Origin of the sequence: Marinitoga sp. 38H-ov, from assembly GCF_011057715.1 — a bacterium.
GTDB lineage: Bacteria > Thermotogota > Thermotogae > Petrotogales > Petrotogaceae > Marinitoga.
Genome location: NZ_LNGH01000002.1, coordinates 60,369 through 81,812, shown reverse-complemented (window position 1 = coordinate 81,812; position 21,444 = coordinate 60,369). Strand labels below are relative to the sequence as shown.

25 protein-coding genes are annotated in these 21,444 nt (G+C 25.5%); 14 read left to right on the top strand and 11 right to left on the bottom strand.

Features of this window, described 5'->3' with window-relative positions; translation table 11 throughout:
• Positions 1–152: 152 nt before the first annotated feature.
• From AS160_RS00535 to AS160_RS00510, 6 genes are read right to left on the bottom strand one after another with little or no spacing between them, the layout of a single operon-like run.
• Positions 153–1,214 (bottom strand): ABC transporter permease, encoded by a 1,062-nt coding sequence (locus AS160_RS00535; protein WP_165144026.1) that lies wholly within the window; start codon positions 1,212–1,214, stop codon positions 153–155.
• Positions 1,207–2,322, bottom strand: coding sequence for an ABC transporter permease (locus AS160_RS00530; RefSeq protein ID WP_165144025.1), 1,116 nt, complete (start codon positions 2,320–2,322; stop codon positions 1,207–1,209). Before AS160_RS00530 ends, AS160_RS00535 begins: the two co-directional genes overlap by 8 nt.
• 4 nt (positions 2,323–2,326) lie before the next feature.
• Positions 2,327–3,226, bottom strand: coding sequence for an ABC transporter ATP-binding protein (locus AS160_RS00525; protein ID WP_206528010.1), 900 nt, complete (start codon positions 3,224–3,226; stop codon positions 2,327–2,329).
• Entirely contained in the window at positions 3,219–3,695 is a 477-nt protein-coding gene (locus AS160_RS00520) for a hypothetical protein (protein WP_165144023.1), read from the bottom strand. The genes AS160_RS00525 and AS160_RS00520 overlap by 8 nt, the downstream gene beginning before the upstream one ends.
• Before the next feature lie 4 nt (positions 3,696–3,699).
• A complete protein-coding gene (locus AS160_RS00515; protein ID WP_165144022.1) occupies positions 3,700–4,524 on the bottom strand; it encodes a hypothetical protein in 825 nt (274 codons plus the stop codon).
• A 1-nt stretch (position 4,525) separates the two neighbouring features.
• Positions 4,526–4,897 (bottom strand): PspC domain-containing protein, encoded by a 372-nt coding sequence (locus tag AS160_RS00510; RefSeq protein ID WP_165144021.1) that lies wholly within the window; start codon positions 4,895–4,897, stop codon positions 4,526–4,528.
• Between the two features lie 204 nt (positions 4,898–5,101).
• Here AS160_RS00510 and AS160_RS00505 point away from each other — a divergent pair, with 204 nt between their 5' ends.
• From AS160_RS00505 to uvrB, 10 genes are all read left to right on the top strand, one after another.
• Complete coding sequence (locus AS160_RS00505; protein WP_165144020.1) at positions 5,102–5,632, top strand: hypothetical protein; 531 nt, start codon at positions 5,102–5,104, stop codon at positions 5,630–5,632.
• Positions 5,633–5,673: 41 nt separating this feature from the next.
• A complete protein-coding gene (locus AS160_RS00500; protein WP_165144019.1) occupies positions 5,674–6,381 on the top strand; it encodes a hypothetical protein in 708 nt (235 codons plus the stop codon).
• Positions 6,378–7,337, top strand: coding sequence for a calcium/sodium antiporter (locus AS160_RS00495; RefSeq protein WP_165144018.1), 960 nt, complete (start codon positions 6,378–6,380; stop codon positions 7,335–7,337). The genes AS160_RS00500 and AS160_RS00495 overlap by 4 nt, the downstream gene beginning before the upstream one ends.
• Positions 7,338–7,347: 10 nt before the next feature.
• A complete protein-coding gene (locus tag AS160_RS00490) occupies positions 7,348–8,031 on the top strand; it encodes a metal-dependent hydrolase (protein ID WP_165144017.1) in 684 nt (227 codons plus the stop codon).
• Between the two features lie 86 nt (positions 8,032–8,117).
• Entirely contained in the window at positions 8,118–8,390 is a 273-nt protein-coding gene (locus AS160_RS00485; protein ID WP_165144016.1) for a thioredoxin family protein, read from the top strand.
• A 131-nt stretch (positions 8,391–8,521) separates the two neighbouring features.
• Positions 8,522–8,953, top strand: coding sequence for a DnaJ domain-containing protein (locus tag AS160_RS00480; RefSeq protein ID WP_206528009.1), 432 nt, complete (start codon positions 8,522–8,524; stop codon positions 8,951–8,953).
• Positions 8,954–8,991: 38 nt separating this feature from the next.
• Complete coding sequence (locus AS160_RS00475) at positions 8,992–9,642, top strand: DUF47 family protein (protein ID WP_165144015.1); 651 nt, start codon at positions 8,992–8,994, stop codon at positions 9,640–9,642.
• A gap of 53 nt (positions 9,643–9,695) precedes the next feature.
• Entirely contained in the window at positions 9,696–10,868 is a 1,173-nt protein-coding gene (locus tag AS160_RS00470) for an inorganic phosphate transporter (RefSeq protein WP_165144138.1), read from the top strand.
• Between the two features lie 79 nt (positions 10,869–10,947).
• Positions 10,948–12,159, top strand: a complete 1,212-nt coding sequence (locus tag AS160_RS00465) for a 6-phosphofructokinase (RefSeq protein WP_165144014.1) — start codon at positions 10,948–10,950, stop codon at positions 12,157–12,159.
• Between the two features lie 10 nt (positions 12,160–12,169).
• A complete protein-coding gene (gene uvrB, locus AS160_RS00460) occupies positions 12,170–14,143 on the top strand; it encodes an excinuclease ABC subunit UvrB (RefSeq protein WP_165144013.1) in 1,974 nt (657 codons plus the stop codon).
• 16 nt (positions 14,144–14,159) lie between these two features.
• Here the strand turns inward: uvrB and AS160_RS00455 are convergent, their stop codons facing one another.
• Positions 14,160–15,020: a DMT family transporter gene (locus tag AS160_RS00455; protein ID WP_165144012.1), complete on the bottom strand. Its 861-nt coding sequence runs from the start codon at positions 15,018–15,020 to the stop codon at positions 14,160–14,162.
• A 4-nt stretch (positions 15,021–15,024) separates the two neighbouring features.
• The gene (locus AS160_RS00450) at positions 15,025–15,651 is read right to left on the bottom strand and encodes an XRE family transcriptional regulator (RefSeq protein WP_165144011.1); all 627 of its coding nucleotides are present in this window, start codon (positions 15,649–15,651) and stop codon (positions 15,025–15,027) included.
• A 177-nt stretch (positions 15,652–15,828) separates the two neighbouring features.
• Between AS160_RS00450 and AS160_RS00445 the strand changes: the two genes are divergently transcribed.
• Positions 15,829–16,068, top strand: a complete 240-nt coding sequence (locus AS160_RS00445; protein ID WP_165144010.1) for a hypothetical protein — start codon at positions 15,829–15,831, stop codon at positions 16,066–16,068.
• 40 nt (positions 16,069–16,108) lie between these two features.
• Here AS160_RS00445 and AS160_RS00440 read toward each other — a convergent pair whose 3' ends face one another.
• From AS160_RS00440 to AS160_RS00430, 3 genes are read right to left on the bottom strand one after another with little or no spacing between them, the layout of a single operon-like run.
• Positions 16,109–16,687 carry a 2-oxoacid:acceptor oxidoreductase family protein gene (locus tag AS160_RS00440; protein ID WP_165144009.1) on the bottom strand — a complete coding sequence of 193 codons (579 nt, stop codon included), beginning with the start codon at positions 16,685–16,687 and terminating at the stop codon, positions 16,109–16,111.
• A complete protein-coding gene (locus tag AS160_RS00435; protein ID WP_165144008.1) occupies positions 16,684–18,573 on the bottom strand; it encodes a thiamine pyrophosphate-dependent enzyme in 1,890 nt (629 codons plus the stop codon). The genes AS160_RS00440 and AS160_RS00435 overlap by 4 nt, the downstream gene beginning before the upstream one ends.
• A 15-nt stretch (positions 18,574–18,588) precedes the next feature.
• Positions 18,589–19,089, bottom strand: coding sequence for a ferritin family protein (locus AS160_RS00430; RefSeq protein ID WP_165144007.1), 501 nt, complete (start codon positions 19,087–19,089; stop codon positions 18,589–18,591).
• Between the two features lie 272 nt (positions 19,090–19,361).
• Here AS160_RS00430 and AS160_RS00425 point away from each other — a divergent pair, with 272 nt between their 5' ends.
• From AS160_RS00425 to AS160_RS00415, 3 genes are all read left to right on the top strand, one after another.
• Positions 19,362–19,739 (top strand): methylglyoxal synthase, encoded by a 378-nt coding sequence (locus AS160_RS00425; RefSeq protein ID WP_165144006.1) that lies wholly within the window; start codon positions 19,362–19,364, stop codon positions 19,737–19,739.
• 15 nt (positions 19,740–19,754) lie between these two features.
• Positions 19,755–20,405 (top strand): hemolysin III family protein, encoded by a 651-nt coding sequence (locus AS160_RS00420; RefSeq protein WP_165144137.1) that lies wholly within the window; start codon positions 19,755–19,757, stop codon positions 20,403–20,405.
• A gap of 127 nt (positions 20,406–20,532) precedes the next feature.
• The gene (locus tag AS160_RS00415; protein ID WP_165144005.1) at positions 20,533–21,441 is read left to right on the top strand and encodes a phospholipase D-like domain-containing protein; all 909 of its coding nucleotides are present in this window, start codon (positions 20,533–20,535) and stop codon (positions 21,439–21,441) included.
• Positions 21,442–21,444 lie beyond the last annotated feature (3 nt).

Genomic DNA, 21,444 nt, shown 5'->3' with positions numbered 1-21,444 from the left:
ATAATATATTTGTATAATATAATCTATCAATATTATATATATCATTATACTACTTTTATTTTTCTTTTGATATTAAAATTTGTGAATTTTAATATCAAAAACTAATTTAATTTTTATATATTTAATTTTTATATATTTAATTTTATTTCAATTTATTTCTCTGGTAATAAAAATTTTTTTGAAGCTAATATTAAAAGCAAAATTCCACCAAAAAGCATTATAAAATTAATTAACAAAAAAGTATAAAAATTCATCAATTCTATACCTGAAACGTATCTTAATGAGTCAACAATATATTTTATTGGAAAGATATAAGATATTAATTTAAATGTTTTAGGTAAAAATTCTATAGGAAAATAAATTCCTGAAAAAAACATCATCAATGAAAAAAATATTGAGGCAGCATTTTGAGCGGTCTCGCTTTTATTAAAAACAAACAAAAATAATAATCCGAAACCCATCATACCTATTGTAGAGGTAAAGGATAATAATAGGTATAATGGCCAATTAATTACTATTGATAACTTAAAAATTATTATACTAGAAATTATCAAAATTAATAATGATAAAAAACTGATAATAATCCTTGTTAAAGTTATTCCAATAACAAATGTATAAGTTTTAATTGGAACAAGTATAAACCTTTTTAAAACATTTAATCTTTTATATCTACCAAAAACTGTAATAACAGAAAACATTCCATTTGATAATAGAGATATAGCAATTACACCAGTTAAAAGATAATCAACATAACTTGTTTTTACTTTGGTAAGCGATACATTTTTTTCGTTTATATTAATATAATTAAATTTTTCTTTATTTTCTAATTTTTTATTTAAAAGTATTTTTCTAATATTTAATTCTAAACCGTTTAATAATGAAGAGATATTCATGTTAGATTCATCAAAAAAAATTTTAACTATATTGTCTTCAATAATTATTCCAACATTATTATTTCCACTTTTAATATCTTTTGATACATCTTCAATATTATCGATTTCAATAACTTTATATATTTTAGATAAATCCTCTATAATGCTTTTATCTTCGGAAAAAATAGCTACTCTCATTAAATCATCTGTATATTGATCATTAAATACAAAACCAAAAATTATTAAAAAAATTAATGGAAAAAACAAGTTAAAAAATATTTCAGCTTTATTCCTCAAAGCTTTTTTTGTGATATATTTTGATAACCAAATTATTTTATTCATATCCTAACACCTTCTTATAATTCAAAGAAAAAAGAAAAACCGACAACATTAACCAAATTAATGGAACTAAATATATCCATATATTGCTAAATGGAGCGATATTAAAACCAACTAAACGTCTCATTCCTTCGACAAGATATGTAACTGGATTTATATAAACATACCATTTAATAATCCATGGTAAGTTAAATATTGGAAAATATAAACCACCTAAAAACATAGAAATTTGAAATAAAATATTAATTATTACCATAGAAGTAGATAGCTTTTTAGATATTGAAACAAAAATTAACCCTATAGAAAATAATACTAGCAATGCAAATATATAATATATAAAAAAACTCATAGTAAGGAATTTATTTGAAATATTCATCAAAATACCTTCAATAATAACAAATATACTAGAAATTAAAACCATTAATATACTACTAATTATTACTGTAAAAAAATATGATGTTCCCTTAATTGGAATTAATAAAAATCTTTTATTTATTCCTTTTTCTCTAGAAAAAAGGATGTTAAAAGGAATATTAAAAAAAGCTACTGACATTATAGATAAAATCAAAATACCCGGAAATATGTAATCCTTATATGAAAATTCTTCTCTTAATGAAGTTACAGATAATTTTTCTATTTTAATATCATCATTAACTTTTTTTATTCTTTTTATCATTTCAATATTAACGTAATCCATAAATATTTTAATTATATCTTTTGAAATATTTGAACTACTTATTCCTTCAACATAATACAAATCTACACTGGGATTAATATCTTTTATTAAAGTTAATGTTTTTGGGATAAACAATACTGCATCTAATTTTTTTGATTTCAATTTTTCTATAGCTTCGTTTAAGCTTTTTATCTCCATTTTATTCATTGGCATATTATCAAAAGTCTTAGATAATATACTCTTTGATAATATATTAATATTTTTTTCATAAACAATACCAACATTAAATTTTTTTATATTTAATTCATTAGGATTTCCAAAAATTGACACTAATATAATAAATAGTATTAATGGAAACAAAAAAGACCAAAAAAAAGTATCAAATTCTCTTATATCACTTTTAAACTGATAATATGAAAGTTTAAGTATTTTCATACCATCATTCCCTTAACGAATGTCCAGTTAAACTTAAGAAGACATCTTCTAAATTAGGTTTTCTAATAGTTATATTATCAATAGGAATATTATTTTTTTTAGAAAAATCAATTATATTAAATAATGTTTTTTCTAAATCATCTGAACTTATCTCAACTCTATTATCAATAATAATCCCATCAAAAATTTTTTTGAAAATATCTGGATTTTCGGTTTGAAAAATTATTATAGATTTTCTTTTTAAAGATTTTATTAATTCCTCAACAGTTCCTTTTGCTATAATTTTTCCCCTATCTATTATATGAATGGAATCTGATAAATATTCAGCTTCTTCCATATAATGAGTAGTTAAAATAATAGTTTTACCTAATTTTTTTAATTCAATTATTAAATCCCATATGATATGCCTAGCCTGAGGATCTAATCCAGTTGTTGGTTCATCTAAGAAAACTATTTCCGGGTCATTTACTAAAGCAACAGCAATTGCAAGTCTTTGTTTTTGACCGCCAGATAATTCTTTTACTTTTGAATTCTTTTTTTCAATTAACGACATTTTTGATACTAATTTATCTACATCATATGATTTTTTATATAATCCACTAAACATTTTTAATGTTTCATACACAGTTAAATTGTCCATAAAAGCACTATTTTGTAATTGAACACCTATTCTTTCTTTGATATAGAAATCTTCTGGAGAATTAAATTTCCCAAAATATATTATTTCTCCTTCATCTTTTTTTCTTAAACCTTCTATTATCTCTAAAGTTGTTGTTTTTCCCGCACCATTTGGTCCAAGAAGTGAAAAAATTTCACCTTTTTTTACAGAAAAAGTTATATCATCAACTGCTTTAATGTTGCCATAGTATTTTCTTAAGTTTTTGACTTCAATAATACTATTCATCATTTTCACTTCTTTTTATTAATATATTAATACCAATTGCTATAAATAATAATCCAATAATATAATTCCAAATATTTATTCCTATAATTTCTTCTACAAAAAATATAATAGATAACCCACTTAGAAATACTATTGGAAATATATTTTCTTTTATTCTTTTTGTTACTATAGACATTTGAGCTATACCAATAGCTGGAGCTAAAATAAATCCGGGCCATAAAAATCTCATTGAATCATATCCTAAAAATACTGATAAATAAAAAATTATACCTAAAGTTATTAATATACCGCCTGGAACTAATACGCCAGGATTATTTTTGTATTTAAAATAATTATATTCAAACTTAAAACCAATAATTAATAATATAACTGGCCAAAAATAATTCCAATTAATTTCTAAAAAATTAGAAAAAATCAGATATATTCCCAATAATATTAAAACTATTCCTCCTATAATCCCCTTTTTCATATAATCACTCCTCAGTCTCAAGTTTTATATTCAATACTCCTGCTTCAATATTCCCTCTTAAATTCCCGTCTATATCTTCTATTAAATTTTTTGATATATTTATACTCTTAATTCCTCCATCATAATTCAAACTATATGTAGTTTTTTTAGGTACAATTAATTTAATTTTTGAAACTCCTCCATCCATGTCTAAATACATGTTTTTATCAAAACTTTTTATTTTTCCATTTATGTTAATTACTCCTGAATCAATAGATAATATTTTTATAACATTTTTAATATTATTTAATTCAATATTTACCACACCACATTCTAGATAAAAGTTATATAAATATTTTTCTGGAATTTTTATAAACATTTTATAATCAGTTCCAAAAATTTTTTCATTTTTGAAAAATATACTATTTCCTTTTTTATCAATATTTAAAATCATAGGTCCATAATAATATCCTGATATTTTATCAGACTCGCTATCAGTAGATATTTCAATATTTAATGTAGATAAATCAAAGTATAAGTCTAAATTATTTGAATCAGGTAAAATTTCAAATTCCATTTTTTCATAATCTTTATACTCTTTAAAGATAAATACATTATTATTATAATCCCAAAAAATTAATGATAAAAGGAAACCAAATAATAGAAATATATTTATAATTTTTAACCATTTAATCTCCTTGGATAAAATAGAAATTCCTATAATTATTAAAAGAAAAGGCCAGAATTTTGAAAAATTAATCCCCATTCTTAATATCAAATCTAGATTGAATCCTTGAAAAACAAATAAAACTCCAATAATAATGAAAAATAATCCAATTATATACCTCATATTATCTCCCCTTTATTATTAAATAAATACCTAGAATTAAAAATAATATACCAAAAATTATACTAAAAGAAAATATATTTGGAAAAAAATTATTTAATAACAAAACACCTCCAAATAATATAAAAGATATTCCTACAAAAAAATTTTTTTCATGATTTACTTCAGTTTTAACATCTTTCGCATAATCTTCAGGTTCTTCTGGAATTATTATCCATGCTATAATGTAAATTATTAAACCAACTCCATCTATTAGCATCAAAGCCAAGCATATTAATCTAACTAAAGTTGAACTAATATCAAAATATTCAGCTAAGCCACCACAAACTCCTCCTAACATTTTATCACTTTTAGATCTGTATAATTCTTTTCTCACAATATACCTCCTCGCTATTTATATCTTCTATTTAATGTTATACTATTTAATATTATACTATTTTTTCTTTGTTTTTATATCTTATTAAAGATAAGTTGTCATTTTTTAAGAGTAAAATGACATTGTTATGATATAATAATTTTATAATTGATTTTTATATAATCTATTTTTTATATAATCATATTATTTAACAGGAGGGATTCTATGAAATTGAATTTTTTAGCATTACAGTTCAACCCATTAAACACAATAGAAGATAATTTGGAATTTATTGAAGGTATAATGGATTTTGTGTATCACAAAAAATTATCATTCTTTTTTATTAATGGAAATCCTTTTAAAAATGGTTCTTTAAATGAAGAAGAATTAGAACAAGTTGAAGACTTTTTATCAGCGATAACAGACTACAACAATTGTACAATTGTTACTGCTCAAACATATCAAAAAAAATATCAATTATTTATTCAAAAACCTTATGAAGCTTTAGAAATAACAAATTCATTTGAATTTGATTTGAATGATGGGAAAAAAGTCTTAATCAATTCAGAAATTCAAAACGAAAAAAATATTTTAAATATTGTTTTAAACCCAAATTTTGAAATTGTTGATAGTTCTTCTTTAAAAGGGAATTATTTATATTTAACTCAACCATTATTAGGGGAAACAAAAATTAATATAGGAGAAAATACATGGATAGGTGGAAATACAGAAGGATATTTATTCTTCTCTTGGTAATATTTATATTTTTTAAAATTGTTATTATAAATGAAAATAGCGTGACTATAATTAATCTTTCTATATATCCTTATAGCGTACTATCGGATAATTTATTTTTTGAAGGATATAAAATATTTGAGATATATAATTTAAATGAGAGTTTTTTGCTTAAAGGTTTTGGTATACCTTTTATATTAAACAAATCAAATTTAAAATACAAAAAATCAGATGCGATAATTATTTATAAAGATGATTTTAGAAAAATAAGTTTTGATAATCACAATATTTATTCTCAACATAAAAGTATTGAAAATCTAAATAAAATAATATTTTTTTTCAACAAATACAATATAAAATTACCAAAAGATATTTACATATATAACTTAAATTATTCTCAGGCATTTTATTTATTACCAAATAATTTTTTTCTAAAAAATGAAGATATAGCAAATGGAATAATTGTGCATGAATTATCTCATTACATGTTCGGCTATATTATTAAACGAAAAAATGAAAAAGATATATGGCCAGAAATATTATGTGAGGCTTTAAGGTTAAAGTATTTATTTGAGTATGATTTAGACTTATATTATAAAGTTATTGAAAGAAAAAAAATAGAAAATAATATTTACTCAAAAATATTAGATTATCCATTACTTTTAAATAACTTTGAGGAATTTTTAAGAAAAGTATTTGAATACAATAATTTATCTGATCATGAATTTAACAAAATATATAATTCTTTAGAGAGGGGTGCTTATAATTGATACTTGATCTAGTATTAATTGCAGCAGGTATGTTTTTATTAATTAAAGGTGCAGATTATTTAATTGAAGGGTCTGTTGGATTTTCCAGAAAAATAGGGGTATCAGAACTTTTTACTGGATTAACTTTAGTAGCTTTTGGAACAAGTGCTCCTGAATTGTTTGTAAGTATTAGCGCAGCTTTAAATGGCTCTTCAGGGATTGCATTAGGAAATGTTGTTGGAAGTAATATTACAAATATATCTTTGATTTTAGGTTTGTCATTAATAGTTAAAAAAACAACTATACCAAGAAGTACATTATTATACGAAACTCCTTTTGTTATATTAATATCTTCAACTTTACTTTTTATGCTTTTAGATGGAAATAATTCTCTAACCAAATATGATGGGTTAATATTATTAACTTATTTAATAATATTTATAGCATATATGTATAATATGGCAAAAAATGATAAGCATATACAAGAACAGTTATTTGAAGAATTAAACGAAACTAAAGTTTCTGATATGTCTTGGAATAAAATATTATTTTTAGTTTTATTGGGAATTGTTATGTTAGCTATTGGAGGAGAGATAACTGTTAGAGGGGCATCTCATTTTGCCAAAATATTAGGATTAACTGAAACATTAATAGGAGTAACTATTATAGCAGTAGGTACATCTTTACCTGAATTAGTTACAAGTATAATTGCAGCTAAAAAAGGAACAAATGATATTTTAATTGGTAATTTAATAGGTTCAAATGCTTTTAATATTTTAGTTGTTTTAGGTATTACTGCAAGTATACATCCGATTGTACCAGATAGAAACATCACTTTTGATGCTATTTATATGGTTGGAGTAGTATTATTAACTGAAATATTTTTAATAAGAAAAAGAGAAGCAGGATTCTGGAAAGGGATAATTTTATTCCTAACTTATGTTATATATGTAATCATTAATATAAGGTTAGGTTAGGAGGGATTTTATGAAAGTATTTTTTCTTGGCCATGCAGTAGTATATATTGAAGGAAGTAAAAAAATACTTATTGATCCTTTTTTATCAGGTAATCCACAATCAACAAAATCTATTGATGATTTTAAAGATTTAGATTATATATTGGTAACACACGGACACAATGATCATTTGGGAGATACTATAGAATTAGCTAAAAAAACAAATGCTATAGTAATTTCTAATTTTGAAATAATAAATTATTTAGCTTCTAAAGGATTAGAGAAGTTACATCCAATGCATATTGGAGGTAGAAAAAAATTTGATTTTGGATCAATAAAAATGACCTCTGCCTTGCATGGTTCCGGTATTATGGAAGGTAATAATATTATATACGGGGGCAATCCTGGAGGATTTATCATTGAAATAGATAATAAGAAAATATATCACTCAGGTGATACGGGATTAACGAAAGATATGGAATTACTGCAATTAGAAAATATTGATTTAGCCTTCTTACCAATTGGAGGAAATTTTGTTATGGACATATATGATGCTGTTATTTCTGCAAAAATGATTAATCCAAAAATTGTAGTACCTTTCCATTATAATACTTGGGATATTATTAATGCAGATGCATATGCATTTAAAACAAAAATAGAAAGCTTAAAAATAAAATGCAATATTTTAAATCCTGGAGATTATATTGAATTTTAAAAATATCATTCTTGTTAACTATTTTTCTTTAATATTTAAAGTCGATTTGTTAAAATCCCCTGAAGAAAAATTGAAGGGGGTATAATATGAAAGCATATTACTTTGCAAATAAAACTTGTAGAACTTGTAAAGGGTTATGGCCAAAAGTAGAAAAATTAATGAAAGAAAATAACGTTGAATTAGAGTATATTGATATTGAAGAAAAACCTGAAATCTCTGGACAAATGCTTGTTTTTTCTGTACCTACTTTAGTTTTCGTTGATGGAGAGAATAGGGAATTAACAAGATTTTATAGAAATTTTGGAATGATGGAAGTACAAGCATTTATAGACAGATATATATCAATTATGAACTCATAGGCTCTTATGAGCCTATTTTTTTTTTGAAAAATATTAGAAACAATTAGTCAAAGAAAAAATGATATATTTGAAATGATTATTTATTTAATATTTGAATGAAAACTTTGAATTTTTTTGAAAGAAGGAATATTATGGAAATTTTTTTAATGTTTATAGGGTTACTAGTAGTGATTTCTATTGTTTTTAGATTTATTGGAGCAATTTTTATACTATTATTTAGATATCCTATTTTATTATTATTTGCAATATTAGGAATTTATTTTTTATTTAGAAATGTTCGGGTTTATACATATAATTCTAGAAAATACTATAATGATAGATATAATGAAAAAAGATATTATAATCACCAAGAAAATTATAATAATTTAAGGCGACAATATGATTATTATAGAAATTTATTTGAACTTCCTGAAAACTATACTAAAGAAGAATTGAAAAAAAAGTTTAGAGAATTAACAAGAAAATATCATCCCGACAAATGTCACGACAATAGGGAAAAGTGTGAAGAACAGTTTAAAAAGATTAATGAAGCATATGAATTTCTTTTAAAATATGCTAAATAAAATTTTTGGAGGTGATTGCCATTAGTATTTGGGGAAAGATGTTTCAACCTTTTAATCCTATAGAAGAAGTTGTTAAACATGCACTTATAGTAGAAGAAGCATCAGATTATTTGCCAGAACTGTTTAAAAAATATTTAAATGGCGAAGATATAAAAGATATTGTTGATAAGGTTGATAAACTCGAAGATGATGCAGATGATATAAAAAGGAATTTCAGACAGTATTTGAAAAAGGGTCACTTGTACAGATTTGAAAGAGCTGATTTGTTGGATTTTATAGATATGCAAGACAAAATAATCGATCTTATTGAAGATGTAGCTAAAAAAATGACATTTAATAGAATAGATTTTGATGAAGAACATAAAAAAATGATTTATTCAGTAGTTGATGAAATAGAAAATATGTTAGATCATTTTAAAAAAACTGTTAAATACATAAATATAATTTTAGAATCAGATTTTGCAAAAAATACTATAAAAAATCAGGAAGATGACATAGCCGAAATGAAATGGTTTGAGAAAGATGTTGATAATAAATTATTTGAATTTGGTAAGTGGTTATATTCTCAAAAAGATATCCTTCATCCTATAGATTTTATTTTTATTAGAGAATTAGTTTTATTGCTTTCACGTATTGCTGATGTAACTCAAAATGTTTGCGATAGAATACATATTCTTATAAATGAGTGAGGAGGTATATTGTGAGTGCAATTTTGATTTTTGCATTATTAATAGGATTCAGTATGGCATTAGCAATTGGAGCTAATGATGTGGCTAACTCAATGGCTACAGCAGTGGGAGCAAAAGCTATTACTCCAAAACAAGCAGTTATTATAGCAGGAGTGTTAGAGTTTGTAGGTGCTACTTTCTTTGGGAAACAAGTTACAGAAACAATTAGAAAAGGTATATTACATCTTGATGTTTTAGCCGATCCGAAAATAGTTATTTGGGGTTCTTTAGCAGCTTTAATTGGAGCTACAATATGGCTTGCGATTGCTACTTATAAATCTTGGCCGGTATCTACAACACATTCTATTGTTGGTGGTATGGTTGGATATGGTATTGCTGCTGGAGGTTTTGCGGTTGTAAATTGGTCAAAAATAATAACAATTACGTTAAGCTGGGTTATATCTCCTCTTGTTGGACTTGTTGTTTCTTATCTTATGTTTAAATCCATTTCTGCTACCATTCTTCATAGTAAAGATATAAAAAGAAATTCCAAAATATGGATTCCATTCTTTTTAGGATTAGCTGCATTTATTATTGCGCTTTCATTTATTACAAAAACTCTTCATATTCCAATTACTATTAAAGCTATTATATATGCTGTATTATTTGGTATATTGCTATCTATAATTATTATGATATATATAATTTTAAAACTTAAAAATGTTTCTGATGATCCATATATATATGTAGAAGAAATATTTAGAAAATCACAGGTTGTAACTTCTTGTTACGTTGCATTAGCTCATGGAGCTAATGACGTTGCTAATGCAATTGGGCCAGTAGCAGCTGTTTATGCAGCTGTTGTAACAGGAACAGTTGGAGCGAAGGCTGAAATTCCTAGATATATTTTAGCTTTAGGTGGTTTAGGTATTGCAATCGGTGTAGCTGTTTGGGGTAGCAGAGTAATGAAAACTGTTGGTACTGAAATTACAGAATTAAATAATTCTAGAGGATTTGCAATTGATTTCTCTACTGCAACTACGGTATTAATGGCATCAAATTTAGGTATGCCAATTTCAACAACTCATACAGTAGTAGGATCAGTTATTGGTAATGGTTTGGCTAGAGGTACTGGTTCTATAAATTTGGGAGTTATTAAAGATATTTTCATATCATGGTTCTTAACAGTTCCAGCTGCTGCAATTGTTTCATATGTTTTATTTAAATTTATTTTGCTTTTTATATAAAAAATTAATATTAATTAAAATTAAATATGATAAAATAGTCCTATCATCGATAGGACTATTTTATTAAGGAGGTAATAAAATGAAAAATGCTATTTATGCTCAATCTGGAGGAGTTACCAGTGTTATAAATGCATCAGCGTATGGAGTAATTAAAGCAGCTTTAAATTCAAAAGAAATTGATAATATTTACGTTGCAATAAATGGGATTAATGGAATTTTTGATGAAAAATTAGCAAATATGAAAAATGAAGATCCTAATCAAATTGAATTATTAAAATTCACTCCTTCAAGCGCTTTTGGCTCTTGTAGAAGAAAAATAAAAACAGAAGAAGAATTTAAGAAAATTTTTGAGGTATTTGATAAATATAGTATTCGTTATTTTTTCTATAATGGTGGAAATGACTCAATGGATACAGCAAATAAAATTCATAATTATGCTAAAAAAATTGGATATGATTTAAATGTAATTGGTGTTCCAAAAACCGTTGATAATGATTTACCTGAAACAGATCACACACCTGGTTTTGGTTCTATAGCTAAATATTTATCTGTTTCTATTTTAGAAGGAACTTTAGATGTAAAAAGTATGGCGGCTGATTCTACAAAAGTTTTTATATTAGAAACAATGGGAAGGCATGCTGGTTGGGTTGCAGCATCAACAGCTTTGGCAAAAAGGCATGAAAGCGATGGACCACATATAATTTTAATTCCTGAAAGACCGTTTAAAAAAGAATTATTTTTTGAAAAAATAATTAAAACAATTGATAAATATGGATATTGTTCTATTGCTGCATCTGAAGGAATCAAATATGAAGATGGATCATTTGTTTCGGCTAGGGGTTATCAAGATAATTTTGGAAATGTTCAATTAGGTGGAATAGGTTCTACATTAGCAAATTTAATTAAAACAGAATTAAATATAAAAACACATTACGCTGTACCAGATTATTTACAAAGAAGTGGTAGGCATATCTCTAGTCAGGTTGATGTGAATGAAGCTATAGAAGTAGGTACAATGGCTGTAAAATATGCTTTAGATGAATATAGTGGATATATGGTAGCTATAGAAAGAATTAATAATTCACCATATATTAGTACAACAAAACTTGTACCACTTGAAAATGTTGCAAATAAAACGAAATTAATTCCTGACGAATTTATATCAGCCGACGGTATGTTCGTAAATAATAAGTTTATTGAATATGCATTACCTTTAATTGAAGGAGAATATTACCCTCCATATTTGAATGGCATTCCTGTTTATGCAAGATTAAAAATAGAAACGAAGTAGAGGTGATTAAATGAACCGATTTAAATTAAATTCTAAATATAAACCTCAAGGTGATCAACCAGAAGCTATAGAAAAACTTGTTGAAGGATTAAATAAAAACTATAGATTTCAAACATTATTAGGGGTTACTGGTTCTGGAAAAACATTTACTATGGCAAATGTAATAGAAAAAGTGAATAGACCTACTTTAATATTATCTCCAAATAAGATATTGGCAGTTCAATTGTATAGAGAATTTAAAGAGTTTTTTCCTGAAAATAAGGTAGAGTTTTTTATTAGTTATTATGATTATTATCAACCTGAAGCTTATTTACCTGGTAGAGATATGTATATTGAAAAAGATGCAAGTATAAATGAGGTATTACAAAAAATGAGATTATCTACATTAAAGTCTGTTTTAACAAGAAGAGATGTTATTGTTGTAGCTAGTGTCTCTACAATATATGCCTCAGGTAATCCAGATGATTTTGCTAATATAAATTTAAAACTTGAAGTTGATAATGAATATAATAGAAATTTTATATTAGAATCATTAACGAAAATGCTATATAATCGATCTGAAGACAAGTTTAGTGGAGGAAACTTTAGATTTAAAGGGGATGTATTAGAAATTTATCCTCCATATGAAGATTTTGGTATTAGAGTTGAATTTTTTGATGATGAAGTTGAAAAAATTTATTCGTTTGATGTTTTAAATAGAACAAAAATAGATTTTTTTGATAAAATTACAATTTATCCTGCAAGTGAATTTGTTACAACAGAGGAAAAAATTCATAATGCCATTGAATCTATTAGAAAAGAATTAGAAATTAGAGTTGAAGAATTTGAAAAAATGGGTAAATTATTAGAAGCACAAAGAATAAAGCAAAGAACTTTAATGGATATGGAATTACTAGAAACTTTAGGACATTGTAAGGGTATAGAAAATTATACTAGACATTTTGATAATAGAAAACCCGGAGATCCGCCATGGACATTATTAGATTATTTTGATGAGGATTTTATTACGTTTATTGATGAATCTCATATAGCTTTACCACAATTAAGAGCTATGTGGGCTGGAGATCATTCACGAAAGAAAAATCTAATTGAATACGGTTTTAGGCTTCCATCAGCATTTGATAACCGTCCTTTGAAATTTGAAGAATTTTTAGAAAGAATTAGACAAACTATTTTTGTTTCTGCAACTCCTGGGCCATTTGAATTTGAACATTCAGAACAAATTGTAGAACAAATTATTAGACCAACAGGATTAATTGATCCAGAGGTTGTTGTTAGACCAACAATAGGACAAGTAGATGATTTTATTTCTGAACTACAAAAGGTAATAAAACGAAATGAAAGGGCTATTGCAGTTGTACTAACAAAAAAAGATGCAGAAATGCTAGCTGACCATTTAAACTTATTAGGAATTAAAGCAACTTATTTACACTCTGAGTTGGATGCAATGGAAAGATCCGAAGTTGTAAGAAAATTGCGAAGTGGTGACGTAGATGTAGTTATTGGTGTTAATTTATTAAGGGAAGGTCTTGACTTACCTGAGGTATCCTTAGTTGTTATAATGGATTCTGATAGAGAAGGTTTTTTAAGATCCGAAACAACCTTAATACAAACAATAGGTCGTGCTGCTAGGAATGTAAATGGTAAAGTTATATTATATGCAGATAAAATAACAGATGCTATGCAAAATGCTATTTTTGAAACTAATAGAAGAAGAAAAATACAAATGGATTATAATGAAAATCATGGAATAACTCCAAAAACAATCGTAAAAGAATTACCTAAAAATATTTTTGAACAGTTTATGGAAAAAGTAGAAAAACCGGAATTTATTTTTGAAGTAGCTGAAAATACTTCTCCAGACGAATATATACAATTACTAGAAATGGAAATGTTTAAAGCTGCTTCTGAACTAAGATATGAAGATGCAGCAAAATATAGAGATGAAATAAAAAAAGTGAAGAAAAAATATCGATTAAAATAGTCCGCATTTAAGCGGACTATTTTGATTTCTGTATTTCTTTCAATTTTTCTGTATTTACTTTCCAAACTCCAAAAATTATTAGTATCATACCTATTATATGATACAAATATATACTTTCATTTCTAAATATAGACCCTGCTAATACAGAAATAACAGTAGTTAAATTAGAAAAAATAGATGTTTGAATAGGAGATGCTTTGCTAATCATATAATTTAATAAAAAGAATGTAATTACTGATGAAAATATTCCTAAGTAAATAGCTGAAGTTAGCACTGTTTTATTTAATAATAATGAGTAATTTGGAATAAACAAATTAAAAAAGATAGATCCACATAACATCATTGAATATGTTATTTCAAATGGTGTGAATTCTTCTTTCAATAATCTAGCGGCTATATTATAAAATGTGGCAGATAATACGGCACCAAATACTAATAAATCACCTACTATATTTCCTTTAAAAGAATTAAATCCTAATATTAATATTGCCCCAAAAAAGCTAATAAAAACATATAAGTAATGTTTTTTTGAAGGTTTTTCTTTTAAAAAATATGGAGCAATTAATGAAATCATTATTGGGATAGAAGCTATAATTATTCCAGCTTCAGAAGATGGTATTAAAGAGATTCCTGTAGTTTCAAAAATAAAGTATAATATAGGTTGAAATATAATTACTTTCCATAGTTTTAAATAATTTTTTCTTTGAAATTTAAACACTCCAAAAAAAAGTAATAAAGTCATTATTAAAAAAGCTATAGTAAATCTAAATGCTAAAAAATCAAAAGGAGAAACATAGTCTAATGCATTTTTTGTAAAAAGAAAGGATGTCCCAAAAATAAAGGACATCAATAATCCTGATAATATTACTTTTTTCATAAAATCACCTATATCTTCTATATAAACTTACTACTTTACCAACTATTTCCCATTTCAAATCTTCAGTTAAAACAATTGGATCATATTTTTGGTTTAAACTGTATAACATTGCTGGTCCATCCATAAATTTTCTATATAGTTTAACTAAAGCGTCTGCACCATCATTAATAATTGCAACAACTCTATCTCCAGATTCAACAAAAGAATTTGTATCTACAATAACATAGTCACCTTCTTTAATTTCTGGTTCCATACTATCACCAACAACCTCTACTGCAAATTCCCCTTTTGATCCTAATGGAATATATATTTCATCAATTGGATAATCAATAGGTTCAGCAACTCCTGCAACTCCTGCAGCAACTTTTTCATATACTGGAATTTTTTTCATATTAACACCTGTTTGATCTCCAAAACTTTTATCAATTCCCAAAATGTAATCTGCAGGGACATCGAAAAATTTTGAAAGTTCAATTACTACATCTGCTGAAGGTAAATTATATCCAGCTTCAATTCTATATATACTATTTCCAGCAATCCCAATAATTGCTCCCAACTTTTCCCTAGATAAATTTTTTCTTTTTCTTAACATTTCAATTCTTTTACCAATTATATTTTCATCTCTTGCCATAATATCACCTCTCTTTCTATACATATATATTATACACTATTTTCTACTATAGTGTAGTTTTGTTACTTAAATTTTACCTTTTATTAATTGATTTTATATCGATTTTGTAGTAATCTATAATTACATACAAAATAGTAGAAATAAAATGATATAAAAATACATAAAGGGGGTAATAATATGATTAAAACAAATGAGTTAGTAAAATGGTACGAAGAAAAAAAACATTATTTTAAAACATTTTTTATGAACCCAGAAAATAATAAATTCATTTTAGAATTAATTGGTTTGGATAATAAAATTACTGAAAAAGAAATTATTAGATTTAATTCTATTGAAGAGTTGGAAAAATTTATTAAAGACGTATTTGATAATGAAGTAAAACAAATGTTCAAAAACAAACAACCTCTTTCAGCATAATGTACAAAAATGGAGCTAAAAAGCTCCATTTTTGTATAAATTATAATGAAAAAACTTTTTCAAATAGTTCTAAATTATTTTCTAATAACTTTCCAGATAATAAGTCATTAATTGCTAATAAATAATGTTCTTTTTCTACATTAGGAATTAACTTGTTTTTTGACATAGTTGCTAATACTGCCATGTTTTGCATTCTAGCATCAGTTAAATCTTCCAAAAATACTCTGATCAAATTAACATTTCTTCTTTTAGCCTCTTCTTCTATTGTTGTATTTTCTATTTCTTTTGACTTTCTCAGTCTCACATCTAAAGGTTGCCATACAGCATCATAATATATTACTGTAGCCCCATTTTTAGCATAATCGTTCATTCCTCTTAAAGCTTCATGTCTTTCTAAGGCTACAACTAAATCCGCTTGTCCTTTCATTATTAAAGGAGAATTTATATTTTCACCAATTCTAATATTTGAAGATACAGTTCCACCTCTTTGAGCCAAACCATGAGTATCGACACCTCTTACATTTACCCCTGCTTTATCAGCAGCTCTGATAATAACCTCACTTAAAAGTCCAATTCCTTGACCACCAACTCCTATTAAATATATATTGAATGATTTCATTGTTTATCATCCCCTTTTGATACGATTTTAAAACTTAGAGCATTTGTAGGGCATGTTTGAATACATGAACCATCTCCTATACACAAATCTTCTTGTACCCACACATTTCCTTCTTCAGTTATTTGGTATGCAGGACATCCAAAATCACTTATACAAACATATTGATGATCACATTTATCAGTAACTTCTACTTTATTATTTCTAAAAGTTCCTTTCCTTCTTTGTTCTCTGGTTAATTTTAACATACATGGATGCTTTGCAATAATAACTTTCAAACCTTCTTCTTTCTGTGCTTCAATTACATATTCTCTCAATTTTGCTTGTTGATATGTATCTACCTCCCTAATAAAGTTAACACCTAAGCCCTCTAATAGCTTCTTTATAGGTATTGCTTCGGTAGGACCATTAATATTTTTTCCTATTGAAGGTAAATCTTGATGTCCAGTCATAGCTGTTGTTCCATTTTCCATAATAATTAAAGTCAAATTATGGTTATTAAAAATAGCATTTATAATACCAGGAATACCTGCATGGAATAATGTTGAATCTCCTAAGAAGGCTACTACATTTCTAGTTTTATTAAATAGTGATAATCCAGCTGCAGTAGAGGTAGAATGCCCCATAGAAAGTAAAACTTGTCCCATGTTATATGGCTCTAAATATCCTAATGTGTGGCATCCTATATCAGCAACAGTTATATCTGTATCTTTTAAAGCATATTTTATTGCATGGAAAGCTGATCGATGACCACAACCAGGACATAATTGTGGTGGCCTTGGATTTAATTCTATTTCTGCTTTTTCTAATTCTAAATCTGGCAAAATATCAGACCATGTCTTTTTTAATATTTTATATACTTTATCAGGTTTATATTCGCCAATCCAATCATCTATATCTACTTTACCTATAATTTTTGTATTAAGTTTATTATCATATGCAATTGTTTTAATATCTTTTTCCAAAATATCATCTAATTCTTCAATAATTTTTACTTCATCATGATTTTTCAAAAATTCAATTATTTTTTCTTCTGGCAATGGATTTACTATCCCAATCTTTAATATATCTACTTTTTCATTCGCATATTCTAATACATCTAACAACGAAAGATAAGGTAGACCTGCAACTATAATTCCTCTTTTTTTGTTACCATTGCAAATAAATTCATTAAAATTAGAATTATTTGATATTTCTTTAAATCTTTCTAATCTTTCTAAAGCCATCTTTTTCATATTCAATGCCCTAGCAGCAATTGGAATATGGGGTGCATTTATGTGATCAAATTTAGGAGTAAAATCGTATTCCTCTATTTCCAATTTATCAAAGGTTATTTTTTCTTTAGCATGACAAACATGGGTAGTTAGCCTTAAAATAACAGGCATATGCATGTCTTTTGCAAGTTTTGCAGCCTCTTTAAACATTTTATACACTTCTTTGGGTGAATTAGGTTCAAACATAGGAATATATGAAAGCTTTGAAAAATGTCTATTATCTTGTTCGTTTTGTGAAGAATTAGCACCTGGATCATCACCTAAAACAATAACCATACCACCTTGTAAATCAAATAATCCCAACTGAACAAAAGAATCTGCAGCCACATTTATACCTACACTTTTAAAAAACACTGTAGATAAATGCCCATTCATCGCTGCACCAAAAGCTACTTCTGTAGCTACTTTTTCATTGACAGAAAATTCAAAATACATTGGATTTTTATCTTGAGGAATACTTTTAATTCCTTCAGCTATTTCTGGAGTTGGTGATCCTGGATAAGAAGTAACTACTTTTACTCCAGATTCTAACATTGCTCTAACTAACGCATGATTGCCCATTAATATTTCAGTAATTGGCTCTTTTGAAATTAAAATTTCACCTAAAGTTTTCACTTTACCACTCCTTTATTAATACAATGGTGTAAAATTCATATTTGTCCAATATTCATCAGATAATATTTTGTAATAATCATACAATGTATCTCTATGATGTTCTTCCCATTTTGCTAATTTCAAGAATAATTCTTTAGCCTCTTTATTATCAACACTTTCTGCAGCTTTTAAATAGAATTTCATGAAATCATCTTCTATCATATATCCCATTTTCAAAACTGTTAAATCTAAAGTCATATTACTTACAGTTCCACCTGTAATTTCTTCTAATTCCCTTTTTTCAAATATATTTTCCTCTGATTCTTCAAACTCAACAATTAAAGATTCGTCATTTTCATATCTTTCTATCAATCTTTTAATGTACTCCACATGACCTTGTTCCATGTTTGCTAAAGAGTGGAAAATCTGTTTTAATTCTTGATTAGACAAACTTTCCATTTTCATTTTATAAAATTCTCTACCTTCAATTTCTTTTGCTAACGCATAATTAAGAATTCCAATAATTCCTTTTTTCATATAATTCCCCCCTTGAACTTTTTATTTAAATTTTTTTTAATGCTACAAAACAATTTTATCATATTTTTATATTATATCAAAATTAAAATAATAACAAAATTAAACAATAAATAAGATTTTATTTTATTAATAATCTAAAATATGATTTGAATAAAAAATATTTATGATTTTAATGGAATTTTATGTCATAATATTTAGTCATAAAATAAACTATTTTTTTCTAAAATATGATATAATTTAAACAATAATTATTTAAATATGGAGGTAAAAATATGATTAATGTTGCTCTAATTGCGCATGATAAAAAGAAATTAGATTTAGTAATGTTTGTTAAAGAATGGAAACATGTTTTTATGGAATGTAATTTGTACGCTACAAGTTCAACAGGAGCTTTGATAGAAGAAAAAGTAGGTCTAAAAGTTACGAAATTTGCTTCAGGCCCATATGGTGGAGATTTACAAATAGGAGCTCTTATTACTTCTGGAAATATGGATTTTGTTATTTTTTTAAGGGATCCACTTACGGCTCAACCACATGAACCAGATGTTTCAGCTTTAATGAGAGTTTGTGATGTGCATAATATTCCTCTTGCAACAAATTTAGCAACAGCTGAAGGATTAGTATTAGAAATTGAAAAAAAAATTAAATGATTGAAGGTGAAGAAAATAAGAGATCTTGATAATAATGAAAAATATACGTTAGGTGAAGAAGTTGCTAACTCTATCACTCATGGTATTGGTGCAATATTAAGCTTTGTTGGTTTAATAATATTGATAATATTTTCTGTTTTAAAAGGAAATTCCTTACAAACTTTTAGTGTGACTATATATGGAATTAGTTTATTTCTTTTGTATTTAGCATCAACATTATATCATAGTATTCAAAATAAAAAAATTAAGCACATACTCGAAATAATAGATCACTCTGCTATATACTTATTAATTGCTGGTACATATACTCCTTTTACTCTTGTAACCTTAAATGGAAAAATTGGTTGGACTATTTTTATTACTGTATGGGTACTTGCAATTATAGGTATTTCTCTAAAACCTTTTTTTGTTAAAAGATTTAGAATATTATCAACACTTTTATATATTGCAATGGGATGGATAATAATATTTGCTATTAAGCCTTTAGTATCATTATTACCTTTTGGTGGGATTTTATGGTTAATTATAGGAGGATTATTGTATACTATAGGAGCAATATTTTATGTATGGAGAAAATTACCATACGGCCACATGATATGGCATTTGTTTGTTTTAGGTGGTAGCATTTCACATTTTATAGCAGTATTTTTTTATGTTCTTAATTAATAAAGAAAAAAACATCTATTTTGTTTTGGATGTTTTTTTCTTTAAAATACTTTATATATATTCTAAAATTACATATAATTATATCAATGTTTTTTCTGATATAATTTAAATAGTTTCGGGTGATATTATGAGAATTTTAATTATTATAATTTATTTATTAATCTTTAGTTTAACTTTTTCATATAAGTTTTTTGTTACTCCATCATATGAATTATACGAATTTATAAAAGAAAAAAGTCTTATATCAGATGATATAAAATTTGTTTCTTTAAGTATTAATAAACCTTTTATTGATGTATTAGACAATAATAAAACTCATGGTTTTGTTGAATATGAAATGATGAATTTTAAAAGTGATTTTATACTACCTGATAAAAATTTTGAAGGATACTTACATGAAAAATTTATTATTTTTAATAATAAAAGTGTTTTATTTGGTACAGGAAATTTTACAACAGGTAGTATTTTTGAAGATATAAATATTTTTATATACTCAGAAGATATAAATATTGTTAATTTGTTTTTAAAAGAATTTCAAAACTTTGAGGCTGGATACTTTGGTAATAAAAAAAGAATTATAAGTAAAAATGTAAAATCAGATGATTTAGGAAAAATTAAATTTATTACTGGTCCATCAAAAAATATATATTATGAAATGGAAAATTTTATAAACACTACAAAAAAATATTTATATGTTTTTACCTTTTCTTTTACCGATGGAAGAATATTGTATGATTTGGAAAAATTGTCATCTAAAAATATTGAAGTGAAAATTATAGCAGATAAATGGAATTTTAACAATTTTTCGAATATAAAGTTTTTAAAAGGGATAGAATATAAAATATTAAAACTTAATGGAAATATGCATTTAAAAATTTTATTAAATGAAAAAGGAATATTAATTGGTAGTTATAATTTAACTTATAGGGCTAGAGAAAAAAATGATGAATATATTTTTATTTCAACAAATAATTTATTAAATAGAAAATTATATGATTTATTTAATTTATTATGGAATGAAAACTATATGGAGTGATAT